Source organism: Burkholderia sp. IO2 (genome assembly GCF_029522185.1).
GTDB classification, from domain to species: Bacteria; Pseudomonadota; Gammaproteobacteria; order Burkholderiales; family Burkholderiaceae; genus Burkholderia; species Burkholderia cenocepacia.
This window is the reverse complement of record NZ_JAKWFH010000071.1, coordinates 1-25,354: the sequence shown is the minus strand read 5'-3', so window position 1 is coordinate 25,354 and position 25,354 is coordinate 1. Positions and strand designations below refer to the sequence as shown.

At 68.0% G+C, this 25,354-nt stretch carries 21 protein-coding genes and 1 pseudogene; 10 read left to right on the top strand and 12 right to left on the bottom strand.

Annotation, left to right across the window (positions count from 1 at the left end; genetic code table 11):
• Positions 1-2: 2 nt before the first annotated feature.
• Together hpnJ and hpnI are read right to left on the bottom strand one after the other, a co-directional pair.
• Complete coding sequence (hpnJ, locus tag MMB92_RS31065; RefSeq protein ID WP_006483725.1) at positions 3-1,424, bottom strand: hopanoid biosynthesis associated radical SAM protein HpnJ; 1,422 nt, start codon at positions 1,422-1,424, stop codon at positions 3-5.
• Between the two features lie 155 nt (positions 1,425-1,579).
• Positions 1,580-2,755, bottom strand: coding sequence for a bacteriohopanetetrol glucosamine biosynthesis glycosyltransferase HpnI (gene hpnI / locus MMB92_RS31060; protein ID WP_048989486.1), 1,176 nt, complete (start codon positions 2,753-2,755; stop codon positions 1,580-1,582).
• A 638-nt stretch (positions 2,756-3,393) separates the two neighbouring features.
• Here hpnI and MMB92_RS31055 point away from each other — a divergent pair.
• Positions 3,394-4,392 (top strand): LLM class flavin-dependent oxidoreductase, encoded by a 999-nt coding sequence (locus MMB92_RS31055; protein ID WP_006492947.1) that lies wholly within the window; start codon positions 3,394-3,396, stop codon positions 4,390-4,392.
• A gap of 36 nt (positions 4,393-4,428) precedes the next feature.
• Here MMB92_RS31055 and MMB92_RS31050 read toward each other — a convergent pair whose 3' ends face one another.
• On the bottom strand, positions 4,429-5,490 hold the full coding sequence (locus tag MMB92_RS31050) for an alpha/beta hydrolase (RefSeq protein ID WP_043205793.1): 1,062 nt from the start codon (positions 5,488-5,490) through the stop codon (positions 4,429-4,431).
• 184 nt (positions 5,491-5,674) lie between these two features.
• Between MMB92_RS31050 and pdxY the strand changes: the two genes are divergently transcribed.
• The 3 genes from pdxY to MMB92_RS31035 all read left to right on the top strand — a co-directional run bounded on the left by pdxY (position 5,675) and on the right by MMB92_RS31035 (position 10,461).
• Positions 5,675-6,535 carry a pyridoxal kinase PdxY gene (pdxY, locus tag MMB92_RS31045; protein WP_006484315.1) on the top strand — a complete coding sequence of 287 codons (861 nt, stop codon included), beginning with the start codon at positions 5,675-5,677 and terminating at the stop codon, positions 6,533-6,535.
• A 261-nt stretch (positions 6,536-6,796) separates the two neighbouring features.
• A complete protein-coding gene (locus MMB92_RS31040) occupies positions 6,797-8,941 on the top strand; it encodes a phospholipase C, phosphocholine-specific (protein ID WP_048989491.1) in 2,145 nt (714 codons plus the stop codon).
• Positions 8,942-9,312: 371 nt separating this feature from the next.
• A complete protein-coding gene (locus MMB92_RS31035; protein WP_006497706.1) occupies positions 9,313-10,461 on the top strand; it encodes a branched-chain amino acid ABC transporter substrate-binding protein in 1,149 nt (382 codons plus the stop codon).
• 138 nt (positions 10,462-10,599) lie between these two features.
• On the opposite strand, the gene MMB92_RS31030 is transcribed toward MMB92_RS31035, so the two are convergent.
• On the bottom strand, positions 10,600-11,349 hold the full coding sequence (locus MMB92_RS31030) for a FadR/GntR family transcriptional regulator (protein WP_006484310.1): 750 nt from the start codon (positions 11,347-11,349) through the stop codon (positions 10,600-10,602).
• A gap of 358 nt (positions 11,350-11,707) precedes the next feature.
• On the opposite strand from MMB92_RS31030, the gene gudD reads away from it, so the two are divergent.
• Positions 11,708-13,060, top strand: a complete 1,353-nt coding sequence (gudD, locus tag MMB92_RS31025; RefSeq protein ID WP_006484312.1) for a glucarate dehydratase — start codon at positions 11,708-11,710, stop codon at positions 13,058-13,060.
• 149 nt (positions 13,061-13,209) lie between these two features.
• Here the strand turns inward: gudD and MMB92_RS31020 are convergent, their stop codons facing one another.
• From MMB92_RS31020 to MMB92_RS31010, 3 genes are all read right to left on the bottom strand, one after another.
• Positions 13,210-13,674 carry a DUF2214 family protein gene (locus tag MMB92_RS31020; RefSeq protein WP_006484311.1) on the bottom strand — a complete coding sequence of 155 codons (465 nt, stop codon included), beginning with the start codon at positions 13,672-13,674 and terminating at the stop codon, positions 13,210-13,212.
• A 39-nt stretch (positions 13,675-13,713) separates the two neighbouring features.
• A complete protein-coding gene (locus tag MMB92_RS31015) occupies positions 13,714-14,517 on the bottom strand; it encodes a hypothetical protein (protein WP_006491691.1) in 804 nt (267 codons plus the stop codon).
• Positions 14,518-14,752: 235 nt separating this feature from the next.
• Positions 14,753-15,817 (bottom strand): glycosyltransferase family 4 protein, encoded by a 1,065-nt coding sequence (locus MMB92_RS31010; protein ID WP_006476459.1) that lies wholly within the window; start codon positions 15,815-15,817, stop codon positions 14,753-14,755.
• A 564-nt stretch (positions 15,818-16,381) separates the two neighbouring features.
• Between MMB92_RS31010 and MMB92_RS31005 the strand changes: the two genes are divergently transcribed.
• Positions 16,382-18,208 carry an ABC transporter ATP-binding protein gene (locus tag MMB92_RS31005; RefSeq protein ID WP_277563163.1) on the top strand — a complete coding sequence of 609 codons (1,827 nt, stop codon included), beginning with the start codon at positions 16,382-16,384 and terminating at the stop codon, positions 18,206-18,208.
• 82 nt (positions 18,209-18,290) lie between these two features.
• Here MMB92_RS31005 and otsA read toward each other — a convergent pair whose 3' ends face one another.
• Both otsA and otsB read right to left on the bottom strand, forming a co-directional pair.
• Complete coding sequence (otsA, locus tag MMB92_RS31000) at positions 18,291-19,676, bottom strand: alpha,alpha-trehalose-phosphate synthase (UDP-forming) (protein WP_012492437.1); 1,386 nt, start codon at positions 19,674-19,676, stop codon at positions 18,291-18,293.
• Positions 19,673-20,425 (bottom strand): trehalose-phosphatase, encoded by a 753-nt coding sequence (otsB, locus tag MMB92_RS30995; protein ID WP_006488667.1) that lies wholly within the window; start codon positions 20,423-20,425, stop codon positions 19,673-19,675. Before otsB ends, otsA begins: the two co-directional genes overlap by 4 nt.
• Positions 20,426-20,703: 278 nt before the next feature.
• Between otsB and MMB92_RS30990 the strand changes: the two genes are divergently transcribed.
• Genes MMB92_RS30990 through MMB92_RS30980 form a run of 3 tightly spaced genes read left to right on the top strand, consistent with a single transcriptional unit; the run spans position 20,704 to position 22,674 of the window.
• Positions 20,704-21,339, top strand: coding sequence for an SCO family protein (locus tag MMB92_RS30990; RefSeq protein ID WP_006497709.1), 636 nt, complete (start codon positions 20,704-20,706; stop codon positions 21,337-21,339).
• An 8-nt stretch (positions 21,340-21,347) separates the two neighbouring features.
• The gene (locus tag MMB92_RS30985) at positions 21,348-21,794 is read left to right on the top strand and encodes a copper chaperone PCu(A)C (RefSeq protein WP_006488671.1); all 447 of its coding nucleotides are present in this window, start codon (positions 21,348-21,350) and stop codon (positions 21,792-21,794) included.
• A gap of 10 nt (positions 21,795-21,804) precedes the next feature.
• Positions 21,805-22,674, top strand: a complete 870-nt coding sequence (locus tag MMB92_RS30980; RefSeq protein WP_006491689.1) for a cytochrome c oxidase assembly protein — start codon at positions 21,805-21,807, stop codon at positions 22,672-22,674.
• A gap of 22 nt (positions 22,675-22,696) precedes the next feature.
• On the opposite strand, the gene MMB92_RS30975 is transcribed toward MMB92_RS30980, so the two are convergent.
• Together MMB92_RS30975 and MMB92_RS30970 are read right to left on the bottom strand one after the other, a co-directional pair.
• Complete coding sequence (locus MMB92_RS30975) at positions 22,697-23,188, bottom strand: GNAT family N-acetyltransferase (RefSeq protein WP_006482188.1); 492 nt, start codon at positions 23,186-23,188, stop codon at positions 22,697-22,699.
• Positions 23,189-23,337: 149 nt separating this feature from the next.
• Positions 23,338-24,204, bottom strand: a complete 867-nt coding sequence (locus tag MMB92_RS30970; protein WP_006482192.1) for a pirin family protein — start codon at positions 24,202-24,204, stop codon at positions 23,338-23,340.
• Between the two features lie 111 nt (positions 24,205-24,315).
• Between MMB92_RS30970 and MMB92_RS30965 the strand changes: the two genes are divergently transcribed.
• Positions 24,316-25,233 (top strand): LysR family transcriptional regulator, encoded by a 918-nt coding sequence (locus tag MMB92_RS30965; RefSeq protein WP_048989496.1) that lies wholly within the window; start codon positions 24,316-24,318, stop codon positions 25,231-25,233.
• 16 nt (positions 25,234-25,249) lie between these two features.
• On the opposite strand, the pseudogene MMB92_RS30960 reads toward MMB92_RS30965, so the two are convergent.
• Positions 25,250-25,354 (bottom strand): annotated as a pseudogene (locus tag MMB92_RS30960) (IS110 family transposase); the annotation flags it as partial.

Here is a 25,354-nt window from a genome sequence, read left to right as displayed (position 1 = left end):
GATCAGGCCTCGTGCGCGCGCAGGAAACGGAAGAACTCGACGCCTTCGCGCAGGCGGCGCTTCATCATGTCCCAGCTCGTCAGCATCTCGCGCACGATTTCCCAGATCTTCGACGGACGGAAGTAGAACTGGCGATAGAACTGCTCGAGGTGGTGATAGATCTCGTCGCGCGACAGGTGCGCATAGCCGATCGCCGCGAGCTGCACGCCTTCCTTGCTCACCAGGTTGATGGTCTTGTTCTCTTCCATCCAGCCGTTTTCGACGGCCTGCTTGTAGAGCGTCGTGCCCGGATACGGCGCGGCGAGCGACACCTGGATCGTGTGCGGATTGATTTCCTTCGCGTACTCGATCGTCTTCTTGATGGTCTCCTGCGTCTCGCCCGGCAGGCCGAGGATGAAGGTGCCGTGGATCTTGATGCCGAGCTTCTTGCAGTCCGCGCTGAAGCGGCGCGCGAAATCGGTGCGCACGCCCTTCTTGATGTTCACGAGAATCTGGTCGTCGCCCGATTCGAAGCCGACCAGCAGCAGGCGCAGGCCGTTTTCCTTCATCACCTTCAGCGTCTTGTACGGCACGTTGGCCTTCGCGTTGCACGACCACGTGATACCGAGCTTGCCCAGGCCGATGGCAATGGCTTCGGCGCGCGGCAGGTCGTCGGTGAAGGTGTCGTCGTCGAACATCAGCTCCTTCACTTCCGGCATGTTGTCGCGGATCCACTTCGCTTCCGCGAGCACGTTCTCGACCGAGCGCGTGCGGTAGCGATGGCCGCTGACCGTCTGCGGCCACAGGCAGAACGTGCAGCGCGACTTGCAGCCGCGGCCCGTGTAGATCGAGACGTACGGATAGTTCAGGTAGCCGATGAAGTAGTTGTCGATCTTCAGGTCGCGCTTGTAGACGGGCGCGACGAACGGCAGTTCGTCCATGTTCTCGAGGATCGGACGCGCTTCGTTGTGCTCGATCGAGCCGTCCTTCGCGCGCCAGCTCAAGCCCTTGATCTCCGCGAACGGCTTGCCTTCGGCGAGTTCCTTGCAGGTGAAGTCGAACTCCTCGCGGCACACGAAGTCGATGGCCTCGCTCGCCGTGAGCGAGTTGTGCGGATCGACCATCACCTTCGCGCCGACCATGCCGACCAGCATCGACGGCTTCATCTTCTTGAGATCCTGCGCGAACATCGCGTCGGTCGGGAACGACGGCGTGCTCGTGTGGATGATCACGAGGTCGTAGTCGTTGGCGATCTTCAGCGTCTCCTCGACCGACAGGCCGTCGGCCGGCGCATCGACGACGCGGCTGCCCGGCACGAGCGCGGCCGGCTGCGCGAGCCAGGTCGGGTACCAGAAGGAACGGATTTCGCGCTTCGCCTGATAGCGCGAGCCGGCTCCGCCGTCGAAGCCGTCATACGAAGGGGCCTGCAAGAACAGCGTTTTCATGAATGCTCCGGTAGCCTGCATAGTTCGTTTCGTTACAACGATTCAGTCAAAAAACCGCGGGCCGCCATGCCGGCGCCCGCCTCTCTGTCATGTCGCGCCGCGCGGCTTCGCCGTGCGACGCGTCTCGGCCCGCGGGCCGGGTTCGATCCACGGCCCTAGCGGCCGTCCACTGCTTCCACGGCCGCCGCCGCGCGTTCGCCGCCGACGACCGTCATCCTGGCGCCGCGCCACACGACGTGCGTGCCGAACGCGGCCGCGAGCCACTCGAGCGCGAGCAGCGTGTCGCGCACCGCGACGAGCGGCAGGTCGCGCCAGAACGCACGCCAGCCGTCCTCGCCGCGTGCGTGCAGCACGAGCCGGCCGAATGCGCCGACCGCGGCCGCGCCGCCCGCCAGCGTGCCGGCGACACTGCCATCGAGGCGCCATGCGAGCGCCGCGCCGATCGCGAGCCACGGCACGGTGAACGTAATGAACAGGAACGCGAAGCCGGCCGGGTTCAGCGAACGGATCGTGCGCAGCCAGCGCGTCTCGCGGTGCCACAGCGGCCCGAACGACGGTTCGATCACGTCGGTCGCGACCTCGACCTCGGACAGCACGGTGCGCCGCCCGAGGCGGCGCGGCAGCTCGGCCAGCCAGAAATCGTCGGCCAGTTCGTCCTTCAGCGCGAAGAGACCGCCGATCCGGTCGAGCGTGTCGCGCGTGAGCGCGAGCGTCGCGCCGAAGCCGAAGCGGCTCGAGCGGCCGAGGTGCGTAATCCGCACCGACGGCGCGAACCAGGCGTCGACGAACTGCGCGCCGATCCGCGTCCAGAAGCCGCCGACGCTGCGCGCATGATACAGGCACGTGACGACCCCGACCGACGCGTCCGCGAGCGGCGCCGTCACGCGCTCCAGATAGTCGGGCTTCACCGCGATGTCGCTGTCCGCGATCACGATGCGGCCGTATTTCGCACGTTCGGCGAGATTGATCAGGTTGCTGACCTTCAGGTTCTTGCCATGCACGCGCGCGTCGATCACGAGCGAGATGTCGCACGCCGGATGGTCGGCGCGCAGCCGCTCGACGACCGCGATAGCCGGATCGGCCGACGATGCGACGCCGAACAGCACCTCATAGCGAGGATGGCGCTGCTCGCAGAAAGTCGCGAGGTTTTCGTACAGGTGCGGCTCCGCGCCGCACAGCGGCTTGAGCACGCTGACCGGCTCGAAGCCGTCGCGCACCGCCGTGCGCGGCGTGCGCGGCCGCGGCGCGAAGGCCGCGACGAGCGCATAGCCGGCCGCGGCCAGCGTGAAGACGATCAGGAGCCAGTCGAGCAGCGTGGCGGTGGGCGTCATGCGCAACGCCTCCCGGCGACTTCGGCGCCATGGCGAACGCTTGAGCGTGATTGAGCGTGATGCGGTATTCCGACAGCGACGAACGCGGGCACGACCCGACTCCTTGTTCCAGCAGCGTCTGTAATGGGGAAGGCACGACCCGTTGTTCGGGTGCGGCCATGCCCGGCTTCGCGTGGCGTATCCCCGCGCAGCACCCGGACGGCATGCGGGAAGACTCGAATGGCTCCATTGGCACAACATGGACAGGCGCCGGATTTTAGCAGTCCGCAGCCCCCCGCGCGCGGCGCTACGAGAAACGGACTGGTGCGATTCCGGCAAAGCTGAGCGGTCGACGAACCGGATCGGCTCGGCCACGTTCACATTAGCGTAAGCACTTTGCAGGCGTATTGCAGTCTTTAAAATCAAACGTTTCGTGCAAATTTGTATGTCGATGCGGTTTCACTTCCAATCGCCGTAAAGATTGGTAATTAATCAGGGATTAGATTGATTTTTGCAACGATCGTCGCAAGCAACCCTGCACCCCTGTAAGGCGCATGGGTATCCGCGCGCGGCCAGCACGTTCCGGAACCCTTTGGCAAAATCGTTGGCGTCTGTTGCGTCAGCGCATCACCACGCCACCCCGTTTCGAAGGTCTTCCGATGACACCGTTTTCCGTACTCGATCTCGCCCCCATTCCGGCCGGCGCCGACGCCTCGCAGGCGTTCCGCAACACCGTCGATCTCGCGCAGCACGCGGAACGCTGGGGCTACCGGCGCTACTGGCTGGCCGAGCATCACAACATGCCGGGGATCGCGAGTGCGGCCACCGCCGTCGTGATCGGCCACGTCGCGGGCGCGACGCGGACGATCCGGGTCGGCTCGGGCGGCATCATGCTGCCGAACCACGCGCCGCTCGTGATCGCCGAACAGTTCGGCACGCTCGCGTCGCTGTATCCGGGGCGCATCGATCTCGGCCTGGGCCGCGCGCCCGGCACCGACCAGACCACGTCGCGCGCGCTGCGCCGCGACCTGATCGGCAGTGCGGACTCGTTTCCGGACGACGTCGCGGAGCTGCAGCGCTATTTCGCGGAGCCGGTACCCGGCCAGCGCGTGCGGGCGGTACCCGGCGCGGGGCTCGACGTCCCGGTGTGGCTGCTCGGTTCGAGCCTGTTCAGCGCGCAGCTCGCGGCGATGCTCGGGCTGCCGTTCGCGTTCGCGTCGCACTTCGCGCCGGATTATCTGATGCGGGCGCTCGAGATCTACCGCGCGCAGTACCGGCCGTCGGCCGCGTGGCCGAAGCCGCATGCGATGGTCGGCGTCAACGTGTTCGCGGCCGAGACCGACGACGAGGCGCGGCGCCTGTTCACGTCGCTGCAGCAGCAGTTCATCAACCTGCGGCGCGGCACGCCGGGCAAGCTGCCGCCGCCCGTCGACGTGCTCGAGGCGAACGAGCTCGAACTCGCGACCGTCGCGCATTCGCTGTCGTTCGCGGCGGTCGGCTCGCGCGACACGGTGCGCGACAAGCTGCGCGAGCGCATCGCGCTGACGGGCGCCGACGAGCTGATCATCACCGCGCAGATCTACGATCACGCCGCGCGGCTGCGCTCGTTCGAACTGGCCGCGCAGATCCGCGACGAGCTCGCGAACGAAGCGCGCTGACGGCACGCTCGCGCGCCGCCGGCCGCCTGTCCCGCATCACTGCGGGCGCACGGCCTCCAGCCCGTCGAGCAGCGCCTTGTGGAACGCGTCCGGGTCCTGGATCTGCGGCGCGTGTCCGAGCGCCGGGAATTCGACGAGTTGCGCGCCCGGAATCGCGGCCTGCGTGCGCTTCGCGAGCTCCGGATAGCGGCCGAGCTTCGCGTGCACGTCGGGCGGCGCGACGTCCTTGCCGATCGCGGTCGTGTCCTTGTCGCCGATCATCAGCAGCGTCGGCACGCGGATCGCACCGAATTCGTAGACCACCGGCTGCGTGAGGATCATGTCGTAGATCAGCGCGGAGTTCCACGCGACCGCGTCGCGGCCGGCGCCGCGATACATGCCGGCGAGCATCTGCACCCAGCGCTCGTACGACGGCGACCACTTGCCTGCGTAGTACGTACCCTGCTCGTAGCGGCGGATACCGTCGGCCGTGGTCTTCTGTTCGCGCGCGTACCAGTAGTCGACCGACAGCGGCGGCACGCCGAGCGCCTTCCAGTCCTCGAGGCCGATCGGGTTCACGAGCACGAGCTGGTCGGTCGCTTTCGGATACATCAGCGCGTAGCGGATCGCGAGCATCCCGCCCGTCGAGTGGCCCATGATCGTCGCCGACTTCACGCCGACCGATTCGAGCAGCGCGTGCGTGTTGCGCGCGAGTTGCTGGAAGCTGTACTGGTAGCGCTCGGGCTTCGACGACTTGCAGAAGCCGATCTGGTCCGGCGCGATCACACGATAGCCGGCGCGGCTCAGCACGCCGATCGTGTCCTCCCAGGTCGCCGCGCAGAAGTTCTTGCCGTGCAGCAGCACGACGGTGCGGCCGTTCGGATGCGCGGGCTGCACGTCGAGGTACGCCATCTCGAGGGTTTCGCGCTGCGACACGAACGCGTACTCGTGCACGGGCGCCGGATACACGAACCCTTCCAGGCGCGGGCCGTACGCGGGCCCGTCGTTGGCGGCGGGCGTCGCGGCAACGGCCGCCACGGGCAGCGCGCACGCGGCGGCGGCACTCGCGCCGAGCACGGCGGCGCGCGCGACGGACAACATCTTGCAAATCGAAAGCATGGCGATCACGGTGATTGGAGACGCGCGCGGGCAGCCGGTTGCGGCCGGACGGTCTCGCGCCCCCGCGATTCTACGCGGTCGCGTGACGACGGCGCGCAACACTCCGGGGCCGCGCGACTTCCGCGCGTATGACGAACTCGGGTATCGTGTGACGTGACCCTGAAACGCGTGCAGGCGAATTCCCATGAAAAACGTCCTCAGCATTCAGTCGCACGTCATCTACGGCCATGCCGGCAACAGTGCGGCCGTGTTCCCGATGCAGCGTCTCGGCATCAACGTCTGGCCGCTCAATACCGTCCAGTTGTCGAATCACATGCAGTACGGCCACTGGGCCGGCAGCGCGATCGATGCCGCGAAGATGGAACAGCTCGTCGACGGCGTCGCGGCCATCGGCGCGCTCAAGCGTTGCGACGCGGTGCTGTCCGGCTTCCTCGGCTCGCCGCCGCAGGCGCGCGCGGCGGTCGAGATCGTGCGCTCGGTGAAGGCGATGAATCCGAACGCGTGGTACTTCTGCGATCCGGCGATGGGCCAGACGGGCGGCATCCGGCCCGAGCCCGGTGTCGAGGAATTCATCGTGCAGGAAATGCCCGCGCTCGCGGACGGCATGTCGCCGAACCATACCGAACTGCAGAAGCTCGCCGGCCGGCGCATCGAGACCGTCGCCGAAGCCGTCGACGCGTGCCGCGCGCTGATCCGCCGCGGCCCGCAGATCATCCTCGTCAAGCACCTGCACGACCGCAACAGTCCGGCCGACCGTTTCAACATGCTCGCCGTCACCGAAACCGAAGCGTGGATCGGCCAGCGGCCGCTGTATGCGTTTCCGCGCCATCCGGTCGGCGTCGGCGACCTGACCAGCGCGATCTTCGTCGCGTGCCGGCTGCGCGGCGATTCGGTGCGCGCCGCGTTCGAACACACGCTCGCGGCCGTGCACGCGGTCGTGAAGGCCACCTACGACGCACGCCGTTACGAACTCGAACTCGTCGCCGCGCAGGACGAGATCGCCCGCCCGAGCGAATGGTTCGGCGCGTGGGTGACCGACGCCTGACGCGCCGGCACTGCGTTGCGCTGCTCCGCCGCACCGCTTTCCTGCTTTCCTGCTTTCCCCTTTACACCACGACCGCTGGCGATGCCTATCCCGATGCCGGTTCGCTGTCCGTGCAAACGTTTCCGGACTTCACATGAATGACACCGATTCCTCGCTATGCTCGCGGCGGCACGAACCGGCGCAGCCGCATCCTGCGACCCGGCGCGCGCCCTTCCCGCAGGTCCCGCCAATCGGCTTCCCCTTTACCGCACGATAACGACCATGACCCGATCGAACCGTCGTGACTTCCTGCGCGTCGCCGCCGGCACTGCCGGCGCCGCCGCGCTGAACCTGTTTCCGCCCGTGATCCGCGATGCGCTCGCGATTCCCGCGAACCGCCGTACCGGCACGATCCGCGACATCGAACACATCGTGATCCTGATGCAGGAGAACCGCTCGTTCGACCACTACTTCGGCACGATGCGCGGTGTCCGAGGCTTCGGCGATCCGCGCCCGCTGCGCCTCGCGAACGGCAAGTCGGTGTTCCATCAGCCGGTCGGCCCGGCCGAGCTGCTGCCGTTCCACCCGGGCGCCGACAAGCTCGGCCTGCAGTTCCTGCAGGACCTGCCGCACGGCTGGCAGGACATGCACGCCGCGTGGAACAAGGGCCGCTACGACCAGTGGGTGCCGAACAAGGGCACCACGACGATGGCGTACCTGAAGCGCGACGACATCCCGTTCCACTACCAGCTCGCCGATGCGTTCACGATCTGCGACGCGTACCACTGCGCGATCCCGAGCTCGACCGACCCGAACCGCTACTACATGTGGACGGGCTACGTCGGCAACGACGGCACGGGCGGCGGCCCGGTGCTCGGCAACGAGGAAAAAGGCTACGGCTGGACGACCTATCCGGAAGTGCTCGAACAGGCCGGCGTGTCGTGGAAGATCTACCAGGACGTCGGCACGGGACTCGACGCGAACGGCTCGTGGGGCTGGACGCAGAACCCGTACATCGGCAACTACGGCGACAACTCGCTGCTCTACTTCAACCAGTACCGCACCGCGCTGCCCGGCACGCCGCTGTACGACAAGGCCCGCACCGGCACCAACATCAGCGCCGGCGGCACGCTGTTCGACGTGCTGCAGCAGGACGTGAAGAACGGCACGCTGCCGCAGGTGTCGTGGATCTGCGCGCCGGAAGCGTATTCCGAGCACCCGAACTGGCCCGCGAACTACGGCGCGTGGTACATCGAGCAGGTGCTGAAGGCGCTCGTGTCGAATCCCGACGTGTGGAGCAAGACCGCGCTCTTCATCACGTACGACGAAAACGACGGCTTCTTCGACCACGTGCCGCCGCCGTTCGCGCCGCAGTCGCGCGCCAACGGGCTGTCGACGGTCACGACGACCAACGAGGTGTTCGCCGGCGACGCGTCGCACATGGCCGGCCCGTACGGGCTCGGGCCGCGCGTGCCGATGCTCGTCGTGTCGCCGTGGACCAAGGGAGGCTGGGTCTGCTCGCAGACCTTCGATCACACGTCGCTGCTGCAATTCATCGAGGCGCGGTTCGGCGCGCAGTATCCGGTCACGGCCGCCAACGTGTCGCCGTGGCGCCGCGCGGTGTGCGGCGACCTGACCGCCGCATTCGACTTCGCGACGGCCGACGCCGGCTGGCCGACGCTGCCCGACACGAGCGGCTACGCGCCGCCCGACCGCGTGCGCCATCCCGACTACATCCCGGTGCCGCCGGTGCTGCAGAAGCTGCCGAAACAGGAAGCCGGGCTGCGTCCGGCGCGCGCGCTGCCGTACGAACTGTTCGTGCACGGCCGCGTCGAAGCCGCGAACGGCCAGTTCCGGCTGACCTTCGCGAACACGGGCCGCGCGGGCGCCGCGTTCCAGGTCCAGTCGCGCAACCGCGTCGACGGCCCGTGGGCGTACACGGTCGAAGCCGGCAAACGCGTCGCCGATACCTGGAGCGCCGCCGCGTCGCTCGGCCTGTACGACCTCGACGTGTACGGCCCGAACGGCTTCTACTGCCATTTCCGCGGCCCGTTCACGACCGGCGTCGGCAGCGCGAACGTGAACCCCGAGGTGATCTACGGCTACGACGTCGCGAACGGCAACATCACGCTGCGCCTGATGAACCGCGGCCACAAGGCCGTGCGGCTCAAGGTCACGAACGCGTACGGCCACGGTCACGCGCGCACGTTCGACCTCGCGCCGGGCGCGCACGTCGACGATTACTGGGATCTGCGCGGCAGCCACGGCTGGTACGACCTGACCGTCAGCGACGGCCGGCTGCTCGGCTTCCTGCGTCGCTTCGCCGGTCACGTCGAAACCGGCCGCCCGAGCACCAGCGACCCGCTGATCCGCACGACCGCGTCGCACGACGACGCCGAAGCCGCGTCGGACGCCCTGTCCGACTGACGTCGCCCCACGCGCGGCGCGGCCCCCGGCGGGCCGCGCCGCGTCCTTGCCCCGCGCCGCTCTCCCTCCTTCCCGCCCGTGGCGTTCGCGACGGGAAACTCCCGATACCGGCCACCCGCGCACGCGCGGAAGCTATGCGCAAATCCGCATCGAATGCGCGGCAAATTTCCAAGACCCGCGCATATCGGCGACCTATATATCGAAGCAATCGGGGCTCTTCGCAGAGCCTGACGGGAGATGTTTCCGAGGATCACGATGCCGACCTCCCCGCCCGATCCCGAGAAGCGGTCGAACCGCCCGCCCGTCGCACGCGCCCGGCTCGCCCTGGCGCGCGCGGTACCTACTCGCAGGTGTCGAACAAGAGGAACAACATGAAATTCCGTCATTCCCTGCTGTCGGTGTCGATTGCATCCGCGCTTGCCCTCCTCTCGCAACAGGCCGCCCAGGCTGCCGACGCAACCGACGTGAAGGTCGGCTTCGCCGCGCCGCTCACGGGCGTGAACGCCGGCTACGGCAAGGACCTGCAAAACGGCGTCCAGCTCGCGCTCGACGATGCGGTCGCACAGAAGGTGCAGATCGCCGGCAAGCCGGCCCGCTTCAATCTCGTCGTGCAGGACGACCAGGCCGACCCGCGCATTGGCGTGCAGGCCGCGCAGGCGCTGGTCGACCAGAACGTGTCGGTCGTGGTCGGTCACTTCAACTCGGGGACGACGATCCCGGCGTCGGTGGTCTACGACAAGGCCGGCATTCCGGTGATCGACCCGGCCGCGACCAACCCGACGCTCACGTCGCGCGGGCTCGCGAACATGTTCATGGTGATCGCGACCGACGGCCAGAACGCCGGCAACGCGGGCAAGTACGCGGTCGACGTGACGAAGGCGAAGCGCATCGCGATCATCGACGACCGCACCGCGTTCGGCCAGGGCGAGGCCGACGAATTCGAGAAGGCCGTGAAGGCCGCCGGCGGCAACCTCATCGGGCGCGAGTTCACCAGCAACCAGGCGGTCGATTTCCGCGCGCAGATCACGAGCCTGAAGGCCAAGAATCCCGACCTGATCTTCTTCGGCGGCCTCGATTCGCTCGCGGCGAACTTCATCAAGCAGATGCGCCAGCTCGGGCTGAACGCGCAGTTCGTCGGCGGCGGCGGCGTGAAGGACAACGAGTTCATCAAGATCGCGGGCCCGGCCGCGGAAGGCGCGATGGCGTGGGAATACGGCCGGCCGCTCGACGAGCTGCCGCAGGGGAAGGATTTCGAGGCGCGCTTCAAGAAGCGCTTCGGCGTCGACGTGCTGTCGTATGCGCAGTTCGGCTATGACGCGGCGTGGGCGGCGATCAAGGCGATGCAGGCGGCCGGCTCGACCGACCCGAAGGCCTATCGCCCGGCGCTGAAGAAGATCGATTTCGAAGGCGTGACCGGCCGCATCTCGTTCGCGAACGACGGCTCGCTGAAGAGCGGGATGTCGACGCTGTACCAGGTGAAGAACGGCGCGTGGAAGACGATCGTGACGAAGGGAGGCTGATCGGCGAGGCAGGCGGACGGCCGGCGGCGGGAGCGCCGCCTGGCCGGGAGATCGTGGAGGTCATGCCGACCTCGTACGACGACTGATGTTAAGGCGATCCAGGTAGGCCCGCCGTGTCGCGGGCCCTGTCACGCAACGTCAGCCCGCCTCGGCCTCGGCCGCCTCGTGCGCGCGGCGCAGCCGCTCGCGGCTGTTGGTGAGGTGCGTGCGCATCGCGGCGCGGGCGGCTTCCGGGTCGTGGCGCGCGATCGCCTCGTAGATGTCTTCGTGCTCGTGGTTCAGCCGGCCGACGTAGCGCTCGAGATCGTCGCCGGCGAAGCGCGCGGAATTCACGCGGGTGCGCGGGATGATCGACGTGCCGAGCTGCGTCATGATGTCGACGAAATAGCGGTTGCCAGTGGATTGCGCGATCTGCAGGTGGAACTGGAAGTCGAGCTGCGCGGTGTCGCGGCCGCCGCCCGCGCCCGTCGCGATCGCGTCGAGCGCGCGCCGCAGCGCGGCGAGATCGGTATCGTTCGCGCGCTGCGCGGCCAGGCTCGCGCACTCGCTTTCGAGGCTGATGCGCAGCTCCAGCACCGCGAGCACGTCGCGCAGCGTCGTGATCGTCGCGGGATCGATGCCGAGCGTCTGGCGGCGCGACGGCTCCAGCACGAAGCTGCCGATGCCGTGGCGCGTCTCGATGAGGCCGCTCGCCTGCATCCGCGAGATCGCCTCGCGCACGACCGTACGGCTCACGCCCTGCGCCGCCATGACTTCGGTTTCGGTCGGCAGCTTGTCGCCGGGACGCAGCGTGCCGTTTTCGATCTGCGCGGTCAGCGCGTCGACGACATCTTGTGCGAGGCTGCGTGCGCGACGGCGCGGCGCTGCGGGAAGCGTAGGCACGGACATGTGGCCGGTTCCTTTTTGAATGATCGTAATGTGAGCCGAGGGTTTACGCGGGGTTTGAGCGAAAGCCGATGATTCATTATACTGCGTCACAAGTCATCCGACGACTGATGATCGGCGCACGGATCTCCTGTCGACCCAGGTCGGCTGTACAGCACCGCCCGGTCCCGTGCGCGACGATCGACCTGCGTTCGCGTTCTGCGCTCCGCTGGCCCGGTTGTCGCTCCCACCCCGTTTCGGGTTGCGTCGACATGCGGGGCTTGCGCGCCACGCACGTCGGTTGTCGAATGATCGCACCTCCCGCCGCGCGCGGCAAAGCTTTTGCCGCACGGCATCGCCCACTCTTTCGCCATCGCCGCCCATGAACGCCGTCACTGCCTCGCCCTCCCCCGACACGCCGCGCATCGTCGACCTGCAAGCGATTCCGGTCGCCGGCCACGACAGCATGCTGCTCAACCTGAGCGGCGCGCACGGCCCGTTCTTCACCCGCAACCTCGTGATCCTGAAGGACAGCGCGGGTCGCACGGGCGTCGGCGAAGTGCCGGGCGGCGAAAGCATCCGCCGCACGCTCGACGACGCGCGGGCGCTCGTCGTCGGCCAGCCGGTCGGCAATTATCATGCGGTGCTCAACGACGTGCGGCGCACCTTCGCCGACCGCGACGCGAGCGGCCGCGGGCTGCAGACCTTCGACCTGCGCACGACGATCCACGCGGTCACCGCGCTCGAGGCCGCGCTGCTCGACCTGCTCGGCCAGCATCTCGGCGTGCCGGTCGCCGCACTGCTCGGCGAAGGCCAGCAGCGCGAGCGGGTCGAAATGCTCGGCTACCTGTTCTACGTCGGCGATCGCACGAAGACCGCGCTCCCGTATCGCGACGGCCGCGGCGCGACCGACGACTGGACGCGCGTGCGCGACGAAGCCGCGCTGACGCCCGAAGCCGTCGTACGGCTCGCCGAGGCCGCGCATGCGCGCTACGGCTTCAACGACTTCAAGCTGAAGGGCGGCGTATTCGCGGGCGCCAGCGAGATCGAAGCCGTGACGGCGCTCGCCGAGCGCTTCCCCGACGCGCGCGTGACGCTCGATCCGAACGGCGCATGGTCGCTCGACGAGGCCGTGCGGCTGTGCCGGGATCAGCATCACGTGCTCGCGTATGCGGAAGATCCGTGCGGTGCGGAGAACGGTTACTCGGGCCGCGAAGTGATGGCCGAATTCCGCCGCGCGACGGGGCTGCCGACGGCGACCAACATGATCGCGACCGACTGGCGGCAGATGGGCCATGCGGTGCAGTTGCACGCCGTCGACATCCCGCTCGCCGATCCGCACTTCTGGACGATGCAGGGCTCGGTGCGGGTCGCGCAGATGTGCCGCGACTGGGGCCTCACGTGGGGTTCGCATTCGAACAACCACTTCGACGTGTCGCTCGCGATGTTCACGCACGTCGCGGCCGCGGCGCCGGGCCAGGTCACCGCGATCGACACGCACTGGATCTGGCAGGACGGCGAACGGCTGACGCGCGAGCCGCTGAAGATTGAGAACGGGCTGGTGGAAGTGCCGAAGCGGCCGGGGCTCGGGATCGACATCGACATGGATGCGGTCGCGCTCGCGCACGAGCTGTACAAGCAGCACGGCCTCGGCGCCCGCGACGACGCGGCGGCGATGCAGTATCTGATCCCGGGCTGGACGTTCAACAACAAGCGCCCCTGCCTCGTGCGCTGAGCGCGGACCGGCCGGGCGGCGACGTCGCCCGGTCACATCTGGCCGGGCGCCCTAGCCGCGCGCCCCTAGCCGGGTGCCCCTAGCCGGGTGCCCCTAGCCAGGCGCCCCTAGCCGGACGCCCCTAGCCGGACGCCCCTAACCGGGCGTCCCTAGCCGGGCGCCCCTATCCCCCGCGCCATCCCCGACGCGGCGAACACGATGACGATCACCAGCACCGCCTGCCAGTGGCCGATCCGCACGTAGGTGCGCGCACGGCCGATATCGGGCAGTTGCTGCCGCCGCGCGGCGATACGCCAGCGGATCAACCCCAGCATCGGCACGATCTCGAGCAGCAGGATCAGCACGAGCGCGGTCATCTTCAGGTGAAAGAGCGGTTCTTGCAGGTAGTACGCGGTCCCTTTCTCGAAACCGCCGAACGCGCGCGCGAGGCCCGTCGCGATCAACACGAGCGCGGACAGTCCCCAGACCGCATCCGCCTTGAACACGCCGGGCAAATCGGCCGCCTGCGCCGATGCGATGAACCGGCGCAACGCGCGGTTACGCCCGGCGATCGCGGCAAACGCGACGCCGAACGCACTGAGGTGAATGGCAGCCAGCAACCAACGGACGATCATCCCGCCTCCTTGTCGCCCGCGCCCGGTGCGCGAGCCGTGTCAGACGATCTGCTTGAGCGCCGCGTCGAGCGCGAGCACCGCGACGCGGTCGCCCTCGGTCGCGAGCGGCGTGCGCATCACGATCTGCCGGTTGTGGCCGACAGCCGCCGGCGAATCCCACAGCAGTTCCACCTTCGGGCGATTGAACAGGCTGCCGCGACGCGGCGGCACGACCGCCGGCTGCGCGCCCTGCTCGCCCGCGGCGGGCGTCGCGGCGCGACCGGGCCAACGCACCGACAGTTCGCGCGCATCGTACTGGCCGACCTTGCGGCTTTCCATCCAGACGATCGCGGTGCGCGTCAGCACGTCGAGCGAGATCGCATACCGGCCGACCGCGAAGCGGCGTGCGGCCACGTTGGTCCGCCACAGCGGCCGCGGCCGGCAGATCCATACGATCGCCGCGTACAGCGCCGGCGCGGCGACGAGCCAGCCGTTGGTTGCCGTCACCGCATGCAGCGCGCGGCGCCAGCCGGCCGCCCACGTGAACGCGCCGATCGACCATACGGCGAACAGGAAACCGATCAGCGCGAACACGCGCAGCGCCTGGCGCAGCCACTGCGGCAGCGGATGGAACGGCCGCTCGGCCCGGGCGGCGGCGCCCGGCAGCGCGAGCAGCAGGAAGATCAGGATGAGGTAGATGAATGCCCACGGCGACGACACCATCGCCGACAGCGACGCGCGATAGCCCATCTGGGACATCGAGAACAGCCAGCGCGCGAGCAGCACGAGACCGATCGCGCGCAACGCGAAGATCACGCCGGCGCCGGGGGCCGGCGCTGCGCGCGTGGTTTTCGTTCTCGCCAAGACTGCTCTCCTCTGGATATTCGTACCGGCCGGATTTCACGGCACGGCCATTATAGGGACATTACCGTCTGGACAGACGGCCGGATGGCGTGCCGGGCCGCTTCGAAGGCCGTTCGCGGCGCCGGGCGCGGCGAGAATACAACAGATCCGCGCCGCAGATGTGACAACGCCCCGCCGGAAAACCCGGACGGGGCGTCGTGACGGCCGCGCGCCGCAGTATGGCGGCGGCCCGCGATCAGCTCGCGTTGACTTCGCGGAGCACCGTGCGGCGCTTCTGGCGCAGCAGTTCCTCGTAGCCCTTCACGTAGTTCTGCGCCATCACCTTCGACGAGAAACGGGCTTCGAACGCGGCGCGCACCTTCTCGCGCGGCAGCGTATCGAGGCGCTTGAGCGCGGCGACGGCCGACAGTTCGTCTTCGACGACGAAGCCCGACACGCCGTTGTCGATCACTTCCGGCACCGAGCCGCGCTTGAACGCGATCACCGGGGTGCCGCAGGCCATCGCCTCGATCATCACCAGGCCGAAGGGCTCCGGCCAGTCGATCGGGAACAGCAGCGCATGCGCGTTGCCAAGGAATTCGGTCTTTTCCGACTCGCTGATTTCGCCGATGTACTCGACGTGCGGCAGCGCGAACAGCGGCTTGATCTTCTCTTCGTAGTACGCGCGGTCAGCCTTGTCGAGCTTCGCGGCGATCTTGATCGGCAGGCCGGCCTGCTCGGCGATGCGGATCGCCGTGTCGACGCGCTTCTCCGGCGAGATACGGCCGAGGAACGCGAGGTAGCTCGGCTTCACGTTCGGGATCGGCGTCAGCAGGTTTTCCGGCAGGCCGTGGTACACGGTCGACAGCCAGTTCGCCTGCGGCAGCGGGATGCGCTGGTTGTCGGAGATCGACACGACCGGCACGTCGCTGAATGCGTTGAAGATCGGCTGCAGTTCCGGCAGGTCGAGACGGCCGTGCATCGTCGTCAGATGCGGGACCGGCTGGCGCGAGAACAGCGAGAACGGGTAGTAGTCGATGTGGCAGTGCAGGACGTCGAACTCTTCCGCGCGGCGGCGCACCTGCTCGAGGAGCAGCATGTGCGGGGCCATCACGTCGCGGATCGTCGGGTCGAGGCGCAGCGCCTGCGGCCAGCACGCTTCGAGTTTCGCGGAAGTCTGCGAATCGCCGCTCGCGAAGAGCGTGACGTCATGCCCCATCTCGACAAGTGCTTCGGTGAGGTAGGACACCACTCGCTCGGTACCGCCGTACAGTTTCGGGGGCACCGCTTCATGCAACGGAGCGATTTGGGCGATTCGCATGCGTAACTCCTAAAAAATCGGCAAAAAACCAGGTATGGGTCGGCAACCTGCCGGCGGTCCGGGCTGGATGCAGGTCGTCCGAAAGTCGGACGAATCAGCCTGCCGGGGGCGTCGAACCCGCGCTGCTCAAGGAGCGTCGGCGACGCGACAGGCATAGAACGTTTGAAACGAAGACCCGTTGACAGGGGTTCGTAAAAAAACCTGGAATCGAACCCGGAGCCGATTATCTAGGGTTAATCCCGATACGGCGCACAACATTTCAAACACTTTACTTTGTTACAAAGGTGCAACACTTTGCAACCCGCGGACTCGGGTGTCCGTTCTAGAGTGGAAGGCCCTTTTGGCGATCCTCGTTACCCGCCGCTGCCGGCAGCGTGATTCCGGCACCTGCGGCAGGACGGGATGCCGGATTTTATCTCAAAATCGATCGCGAGCCTCTGGCCAAGGCAAGATTCGCGCAGCGCAACGCAGGCCTTGTTTACAATGCCGGATTAGTCAGTCCGGGCGAACGCCGGCCCGCGATCCAGCCGCCACGCTCAATCACCGAATCACCGCACGCATATTTTGGAATCTCTCACCCCCGCCCAGCGCAACGCCTACAACGCGAAGCTGTCGAGCTACGCGCATCGGCCGATCGCGTTCCTGTTCCGCTACATCCGCCGCCACCCGGTCGCGCACCTGGTCGTGCTCTGCAGCGTGCTGGCCGCCGTCGGCTGCGCGCTCGGCTCGCAATACGCGATCAAGCACCTGATCGACGTGCTGGCGACCGGGCGCCATCATCCGGGCCCTCTGTGGAGCGCGTTCGCGCTGCTCGTCGGGCTGATCGCGGCCGACAACCTGCTGTGGCGCGTCGGCGGCTGGGTCGCCGCGTATACGTTCGTCGCGGTCACCGGCGACCTGCGGCGCGACCTGTTCCAGTACCTGATCGGCCATTCGCCGACGTATTACTCGGAGAAGCAGCCGGGTACGCTCGCCAGCCGCATCACGGCCACGTCGAACGCGGTGTACACGTCGGAGAACACGATGGCGTGGAACGTGCTGCCGCCGTGCATCGCGGTGATGGGCGCGATCCTGATGATCATCGTCGTCAATCCGCTGATGGCGGCCGGCCTGCTCGGCTGTTCGGCCGTGCTGTCCGTCATCCTGTTCAAGCTCGCCGGCCGCGGCTCGGCGCGCCACCACGCGTTCGCGGCGAAGGCCGCGGCCGTCGACGGCGAACTCGTCGACGTGATCGGCAACATGGGCCTCGTGCGCGCGTTCGGGATGACGCTGCGCGAACAGAAGCGCTTCGGCGCAACGGTCAAGGCCGAGATGGATGCGCGCCAGCAGAGCCTGCTCTATCTCGAGAAACTGCGGCTGTTGCATGCGGTGATCACCGCGATGCTGTCCGCCGGCCTGCTCGGCTGGGCGCTGTGGCTGTGGGACCAGGGCCGCGCGACGTCGGGCGACATCGTGCTCGTCAGCTCGCTCGGCTTCACGATCCTGCACGGCACGCGCGATCTCGCGGTCGCGCTCGTCGACGTCACGCAGCACGTCGCACGCCTGTCCGAAGCGGTGAAGACGCTGCTCGAACCGCACGGCATGCCGGATCGCTCGGATGCGCAGCCGCTGTCGGCCAAGGGCGGCCGCGTCGACTTCGAGCGCGTGACGTTCGCGTATCCGCACCGCCGCGCGATCCTCGACCACTTCGACCTTCATATCGAGCCGGGCCAGCGTGTCGGGCTGATCGGCAAGTCGGGCGCGGGCAAGTCGACCGTGCTGGCGCTGCTGCAGCGCTTCTACGACACGCAGGACGGCGTCGTGATGGTCGACGGCCAGGACGTGAAGGGCATCACGCAGGACAGCCTGCGCCACGCGATCGCGCTGGTGCCGCAGGACATCTCGCTGCTGCACCGGACGATCTACGACAACATCGCGTACGGCCGCCCCGATGCGACCCGCGACGAAGTGCTCGCCGCCGCGCGCGACGCGCGCTGCGCGGAGTTCATCGAGGCGATGCCGGAAGGCTATGACACGATCGTCGGCGACCGCGGCGTCAAGCTGTCGGGCGGCCAGCGCCAGCGCATCGCGATCGCGCGCGCGATCCTGAAGGATGCGCCGATCCTGCTGCTCGACGAAGCGACGTCGGCGCTCGACAGCGCGTCCGAGGAAGCGATCCAGAGCGCGCTCGATCGCCTGATGGTCGGCCGCACGGTGATCGCGATCGCGCACCGCCTGTCGACGCTGCGCAACTTCGACCGCATCATCGTGATGAACAACGGCAAGGTGATCGACGACGGCCCGCCCGACGTGCTGCGCAGCCGTCCCGGCCTGTATCGCGACCTGCTCGCGAAACAGCACGGCCGCCATCATGCGGACGGCAGCACGCCGACCGGCGAACGCGTGGCCTGACGCGCCGGCATACCGCCGCGCCGACAAAAAAGCCGCCGTGCTTGCGCACGGCGGCTTTTTCAATTGCACCACCAGCAATAGTTCAGACGTGCTGCAGATCGCGCAGGAAATTGTCGCGCCACACCGACACGTTGTTCTCGCGAAGCTGCGCGATCATGTCCGCGTAACGCGCCCGCCGCTCGGCGAGCGGCATCGTCAACGCCTGCGACAGCGCATCGGCCATCCCGTCGATATCGATCGGATTGACGATCAGCGCGCCCGTGAGCTCGCGCGCGGCACCCGCGAAGCGCGACAGCACCAGCACGCCCGGATCGTCCGGATTCTGCGCGGACACGTACTCCTTCGCGACGAGGTTCATCCCGTCGCGCAGCGGCGTCACGAAGCCCACACGCGCAAGGCGGTACAGCGCGGCGAGCACCTGGCGGTCGTACTGACGGTGAATGTAGAGGATCGGCGCCCAGTCGAGCTCCGCGTAGCGCCCGTTGATGCGCCCGGACTCCGCTTCGAGCTGCAGGCGGATGTCCTGGTACGCACGCAAATCCGCGCGCGTCGACGGCGCGATCTGCAGGAACGACACGCGGTTGCGGATCGACGCCTGGTGTTCGAGCAGCTTCTCGAAGGCACGGAAGCGCTCGACGAGCCCCTTCGAATAATCGAGCCGGTCGACGCTCATGATCAGTTGCCGCCCGCGCAGCGACGTCGCGAGCGTGCGCACCGCCTTGCCGTGTTCGCCCGCCTGCGCGAGCGACGCAATCTCGTCCGGATATACGCCGATCGGATAGGCGGCCGCGCGCAGCGTCTGGCCGAACGCCCGGACGTGCACCGTGTGCCCGTCGCGCTCGACGTCGCCGTCCGCCTCGAACTCGACGTAGTCGCAGAACGCGCGCAGATCGGGCTCGGTCTGGAAACCGAGCAGATCGAACGCGCACAGCGACTCGACGAGTTCGCGGTGCGGCGGTACGTTGACGAGCACCTGCGCGGCCGGAAACGGAATGTGCAGGAAGAAGCCGATGCGGTTCTTCACACCGGCGTCGCGCAGCGCGCGCGCGAACGGAATCAGGTGATAGTCGTGCACCCAGATCACGTCGTCGTCCTGCAGCAGCGGCACGAGCTGCTGCGCGAGCCAGACGTTGACGCGGCGATAACCGTCGAACTCGTGGCGATCGTACTGGATCAGGTCCGCGCGGTAATGGAACGCGGGCCACAGCGTCGCGTTCGAGAACCCGCGGTAATACTGGTCGTAATCGCGACGCGACAGCCCGACGGTCGCGAACGTCACGGGCCCGCGCTCCTCGATGCGGATCTGCGGCTGCGGCGCGCCGGACGCGACCACTTCGCCGCTCCAGCCGAACCACATGCCGCCGGTTTCCTTCAGCGCGTCATAGACGCCGATCGCGAGGCCGCCCGCCGCCGGTTCGCCTTCCGAAATCGGCGCGACGCGGTTTGAAACGATGATGAGCCGGCTCATGCGTGCGGCTGCCCCGCGCCGAGCCAGCATGCGATCTGCTCATGCAGTGCGTCGACCGAATCGAGCCGCATGCGCGCGGACGTCTCGCCCGCGCCGACCTTGATCGACAGGCCGCCGCGCGCGTTGACCACCGCGAAACCCTTCTCGTCGGTCAGGTCGTCGCCCGCGAACAGCGGCACGCGGCCCGCAAAGGGCGGCTCGTCGAGGAACGCGGCCAGCGCGCGCCCCTTGTCGACGCCCTTCGGCTTGATCTCGAACACCATCTTGCCCGGTTGCAGCACGTACGCATCCGCATAGTCGGCGACGAGGCGCTCGGCCGCTTCGCGCGCCACCGCCTCGCGCTCGGGCGCGTTGCGAAAGTGCAGCGCGACGGCCGCGCCCTTGATCTCGAGCAGCATGCCAGGATGGCGGTCGACCACGTCCGCGAGCTCGCGCTCGATGCGCAGCAGGCGTTCGTCGTTGAAGCCGATGCGCTGCGTGTCGCCGTTCGCATCGCGGCGCTCCGCGCCGTGCAGGCCGGCGATCGGCAGATCGGGCATCTTCAGGAAAGTGTCGAGGTTGTCGATGCCGCGCCCGGACACGATCGCGACCGCGCCGTGCGAGCGGCGCGACAGCTCGTCGAGCAGCGTCAGCAGCGACGGCGGAACGTGAATGCTGTCGGGGGTCGGCGCGAGCTCGACGAGCGTGCCGTCGAAGTCGAAGAAGAACGCGGTATCGGTGAGGGACAGGGAAGCCGGAACGGATTGCATCGATTCGATAGTCTGAGGGCGACCGGAAAATGCCGGGCCGCCGCTGCGCGAATGGAGTTGTGCGCATCTTACCGCGCCTGCGCCCCCAGATGGGCGAAACCGGGGCCGCGCGAACACCGCGCCGCCCGCCGCGTCAACTGCGACATATTGCCCCGCTCGCCCGCCCCGCAGGGGTTTCGAAAGGACGCAGGCGCGCGAATTGCGCTACAGTCGCAACCGCCTGCCGCGCGGCGCATGGCATCGCGCCCCGGCTATCCATCGTCCGATCGAGCCCCAGGATGTCGTCTGCCCGCCTCGCGCCGCACCGGCGCCTCTCCCGCCTCATCCGCGCGACCGCGGCCCTCGCCGCCGTCGTGGCGCTCGCCGCGTGCACGCACGACGAGCCGCGCTGGAACCTGACCAACGTCACCGGCCACCTGCCCGACCTGTCGTTCAAGCTGACGGGCGGCGACGGCCATCCCGTCGACGCCGATGCATTCCGCGGCCGCGTCGCGCTCGTCTACTTCGGCTACACGCACTGCCCCGATGTCTGCCCCGAAACCCTCGCGCGGCTGATGGAAGTACTGGCGAAGCTCGGCCCGCAGGCGGACGACGTGCGCATCCTGTTCGTCTCGGTCGATCCCGCGCGCGATACGCCGCAGGCGATGCAGTCCTATGTCGCCGCGTTCGACGCCGCGCATGCGCGCGGCCTGACCGGCACCGACGGCCAGATCGAATCGCTGGCCAAGCGCTATCGCGTCGCGTATCAGATGGAAAAACGCGATCCGTCCGGCGGCTACGAAGTGACGCACAGCTCGGCCGTCTACATCTTCGACGCGACCGGCCGCGCGCGCCTGCTCGCGACCGATCGCGATTCGCCCGACGCCATCGCCGCCGATGTGCGCCGGATCATCGACACCGCCTCCACGACCTGAATTCCGCCATGAACACGAAAACGACCCTCAAGACGTTCGCCCTCGTCGCCGCGCTGTGCGCCGGCGCCCATGCGTATGCCGCCGGCGCGATCAGCGCGCAGAACGCATGGGTGCGCTGGCTGCCGAACAAGCTGCCCGCGGGCGGCTACGTGACGCTCGTGAATACGAGCGACAAGCCGGTCGATCTCGTCGACGTCGACAGCCCCGACTACGGGATGGCCATGCTGCACCAGACGGTCTCGAACGGCTCGACGCAGAAGATGGAGATGGTCGACAAGCTGACGATCCCCGCGCGCGGCAAGGTCGACATCGCGCCGGGCGGCTATCACTTCATGCTCGAGGAGCCGAAGCACGCGATCAAGCCGGGCGACACCGTGCACCTGCGCCTGAAATTCTCCGACGGCGAAACGGTCGATGCACCGTTCCCCGTGAAATCGCCGGCCCAGACGAAGTGATGCGCGCGCGATGAACCTCCTGTACTGGCTCGATCCGTGGGAACCGTCGCCGACCGTGGTCATCGCGGTGCTGGCGGCCGCCGTGCTGTTCGCGCGCGGCGTGAAAAAGGCGAAGGTGTCGCCGCTGCGGCAGTTCTCGTTCTGGTTCGGGCTGACGGCGCTCTATATCGCGCTGCATACGCGGCTCGACTATTTCTTCGAGCATGAATTCTTCATGCACCGCGCGCAGCATCTCGTGCTGCATCACCTCGGGCCGTTCTTCATCGCGCTGTCCTATCCGGGCGCGGCGATCCGCGCGGGCATTCCGTTTCGCTGGCGGCAGCGCTTCGTGCGCCCCGCGCTCGCATGGGCGCCGGTGCGCGCGACGCTCGACGTGGTGTTCCATCCGGTCGTCGCGGTCGTGCTGTTCGTCGGGCTGATCTATTTCTGGCTGCTGTCGCCGATCCATTTCATCGCGATGCTCGACTGGCGTCTCTATCGCGTGATGAACTGGAGCATGGTGATCGACGGGCTGCTGTTCTGGTGGCTCGTCGTCGATCCGCGTCCCGCGCCGCCCGCGCGGCTGTCGCCGGGCCGCCGGATCCTGATCGTCGTCGCGGCGATCCCGCCGCAGATCGCGCTCGGCGCGCTGATCTTCTTCACGCCGCACGAGTTGTATCCGATCTACTCGATCTGCGGCCGCGCGTTCACGTGGCTGAGCCCGCTGCGCGACCAGCAGATCGGCGGCCTGCTGCTGTGGATTCCCGGCTCGATGATGAGCGTGATCGGCGCGCTGATCGCGCTGCGGCATTGGCTGCGGCTATCCGCGCGCGGGCGCCTGATCGGCGAGCGCGCCGCGCAGCGCGCGGACAAACCGCCCGTCGCACGCGCCGCGCACTGACTGCGGCGGCGCCTAGCGCGCGTCACGCGCGTGCGCTGCTCATCCACACGTGCGGGATGCCGTCCTCGTCGTGCACGTCCGAACTCGGCGTGAAGCCGAATGCCCCGTAGAACCGCTGCAAGTGAGCCTGCGCATGCAGGCTTACCGGCGTATCCGGCCATTGCGCGCGGATATGCTCGAGCGCGCGCGACAGCAGCCCGTTGCCGAGGCCCGCGCCGCGAAACGCGGCGGTCGTCAGCACGCGGCCGATGCGCACGTCGGTGTGTTGCGCATCGGGCAGCAGCACGCGCAGATAGCCGGCCAGGCGGCCGGCCGGATCGAAGGCGGCCAGGTGCCACGCGGCCTGGTCCGCATCGTCGATGTCGCGATACACGCAATTCTGTTCGACGACGAATACGGCGCTGCGCGCCTCCAGGATCGAATAGATTTCGCGCGCGGTCAGCGCGTCGAAGGATTTCCAGCGCCAGTCGAGATCGGCGGTACGCGGGGATGCGGCAGGTGCGGATGCGTTCATGTGCGGTCCTGATTCGGGCGCGCCGACCGGCGCGCGACAACCGTCGATTATGCCTCGAACCGCCCCACGCGCGCGACCGCGTGCCACGCGCAAAAAAAGGCCCCGCATTGCGCGGGGCCTGCTCGTCACACCGTCATGCCGTCATGCCGTCATGCCGGCATCTGGCCGAAGCGGCCGCTGTTGAAGTCCTCGATCGCGGTACGGATCTCCGCTTGCGAGTTCATCACGAACGGACCGTAACCGACGACCGGCTCGTCGATCGGCTCGCCGCTCAGGATCAGCAGCTTCGCGTCGCCGTTCGCTTCGATCTCGACGTCGCTACCGTCGCGGCCGAGTTGCACGAACTGCGCCTCGCGGGCCACCGTCTCGCCGTTCACCTGCACGGTGCCGCTCAGCACGACCACCGCGAGCGTCCGCCCTTCGGCGACCGGGAACCGCGCATGGCCGCCGGCCACGAGCCGCACGTCCCACACGTCGATCGGCGTGTGCGTGCGGGCCGGGCCGCGCCGCCCGTCGAGTTCACCGGCGATGATCCGCGCCCGCCCGGCGCCGTCGGGCAGCTCGACCACCGGGATATCGGCGTTCAGCAGCGTCTGGTACCCGGGCGCGCCCATCTTGTCCGCGGCGGGCAGGTTCACCCACAGCTGCACCATCTCGAGCGGGCCGCCCTGCTTCGTGAACGCCTCCGAGTGGAATTCCTCGTGCAGAATCCCGCTCGCGGCCGTCATCCACTGCACGTCGCCCGGGCCGATCGTGCCGCCCGCACCGGTCGAGTCGCGGTGCGCGACTTCGCCGTCATAGACGATCGTCACCGTTTCGAACCCGCGGTGCGGATGCTGGCCGACACCGCGCGGCGCGGTCGTCGGTTCGAACGTCGCGGGGCCGGCGTAATCGAGCAGCAGGAACGGGCTCAGATGCGTGCCATGAGACTGGTAGCTGAACATCGAACGCACCGGGAAACCGTCGCCGACCCAATGGCCGCGCGGCGCACTGTACACACCCTGGATCTTCTTCATTGCCCTTCTCCATATTGCGGCGAAACCCGTGTTTCGCATCCATGAGTGACAATATAGAGATGGAACGAACGATCCGGTAGACTGCCGAAATCGCACTCAGCGTTCCATTTCATGAACGATAAAGCGCGGGATCTGAACGATCTCTATTACTTCGTGCAGGTCGTCGAACACGGCGGCTTCGCGCCGGCCGGGCGCGCGCTGGACATGCCGAAATCGAAGCTGAGCCGGCGCATCGCGCTGCTCGAGGCGCGGCTCGGGATGCGGCTGATTCAGCGTTCGACGCGCCGCTTCACGGTCACCGACGTCGGCCAGACCTATTACGCGCATTGCCGCGCGATGCTCGTCGAGGCCGACGCCGCCGACGAGGCGATCGCGCTGCTGCACGAGGAGCCGCGCGGCATCGTGCGTGTCAGTTGCCCGATCGTGCTGCTCGATTCGCTGGTCGGCACGATGATCGCCGCGTTCATGGCCGCGTGCCCGCGCGTCGAGATCCACCTGGAAGCGACCAACCGGCGCGTCGACGTGGTCGGCGAAGGGATCGACGTCGCGATCCGCGTGCGCCCGCCGCCGCTCGAGGACAGCGATCTCGCGCTACGCGTGCTCGCGGAGCGCGGCCAGTGTCTCGTCGCGAGCCCCGCACTGCTGCGCGAGCACGGTGTACCGACCGTTCCCGCCGATCTCACGCGCCTGCCGAGTCTCGACCACGGCGTGCCGCAGTCCACGCACGTGTGGCGGCTGCGCGGGCCCGACGGCGCGCAGGCGGAAATCCATCACCAGCCGCGCTTCGTGACGGGCGGCATGCTCGCGCTGCGCGCGGCAGCCGTCGCAGGCGTCGGCGTCGTGCAATTGCCGACGATGATGGTGCGCGATGAAGTCGCGCGCGGCGAACTGACGACCGTCCTGCCGGACTGGGCCCCGCGCCGCGAAATCGTGCACGCGGTGTTCGCGTCGCGCCGCGGGCTGCTGCCGGCGGTGCGGGCGCTGCTCGATTTCCTGGCCGAACGGTTCGCCGAACTCGAACCCGACTGAGTAACCGTCTTCCGAGTCAAGCCCGATGAAGTGAATCGTCCCAAGGCGTGTTGGTTTTGACCATGGCATTGAGCATGGTTAGGAGCTTGCGCATGCAGGCAACCAGCGCGACCTTGGACAG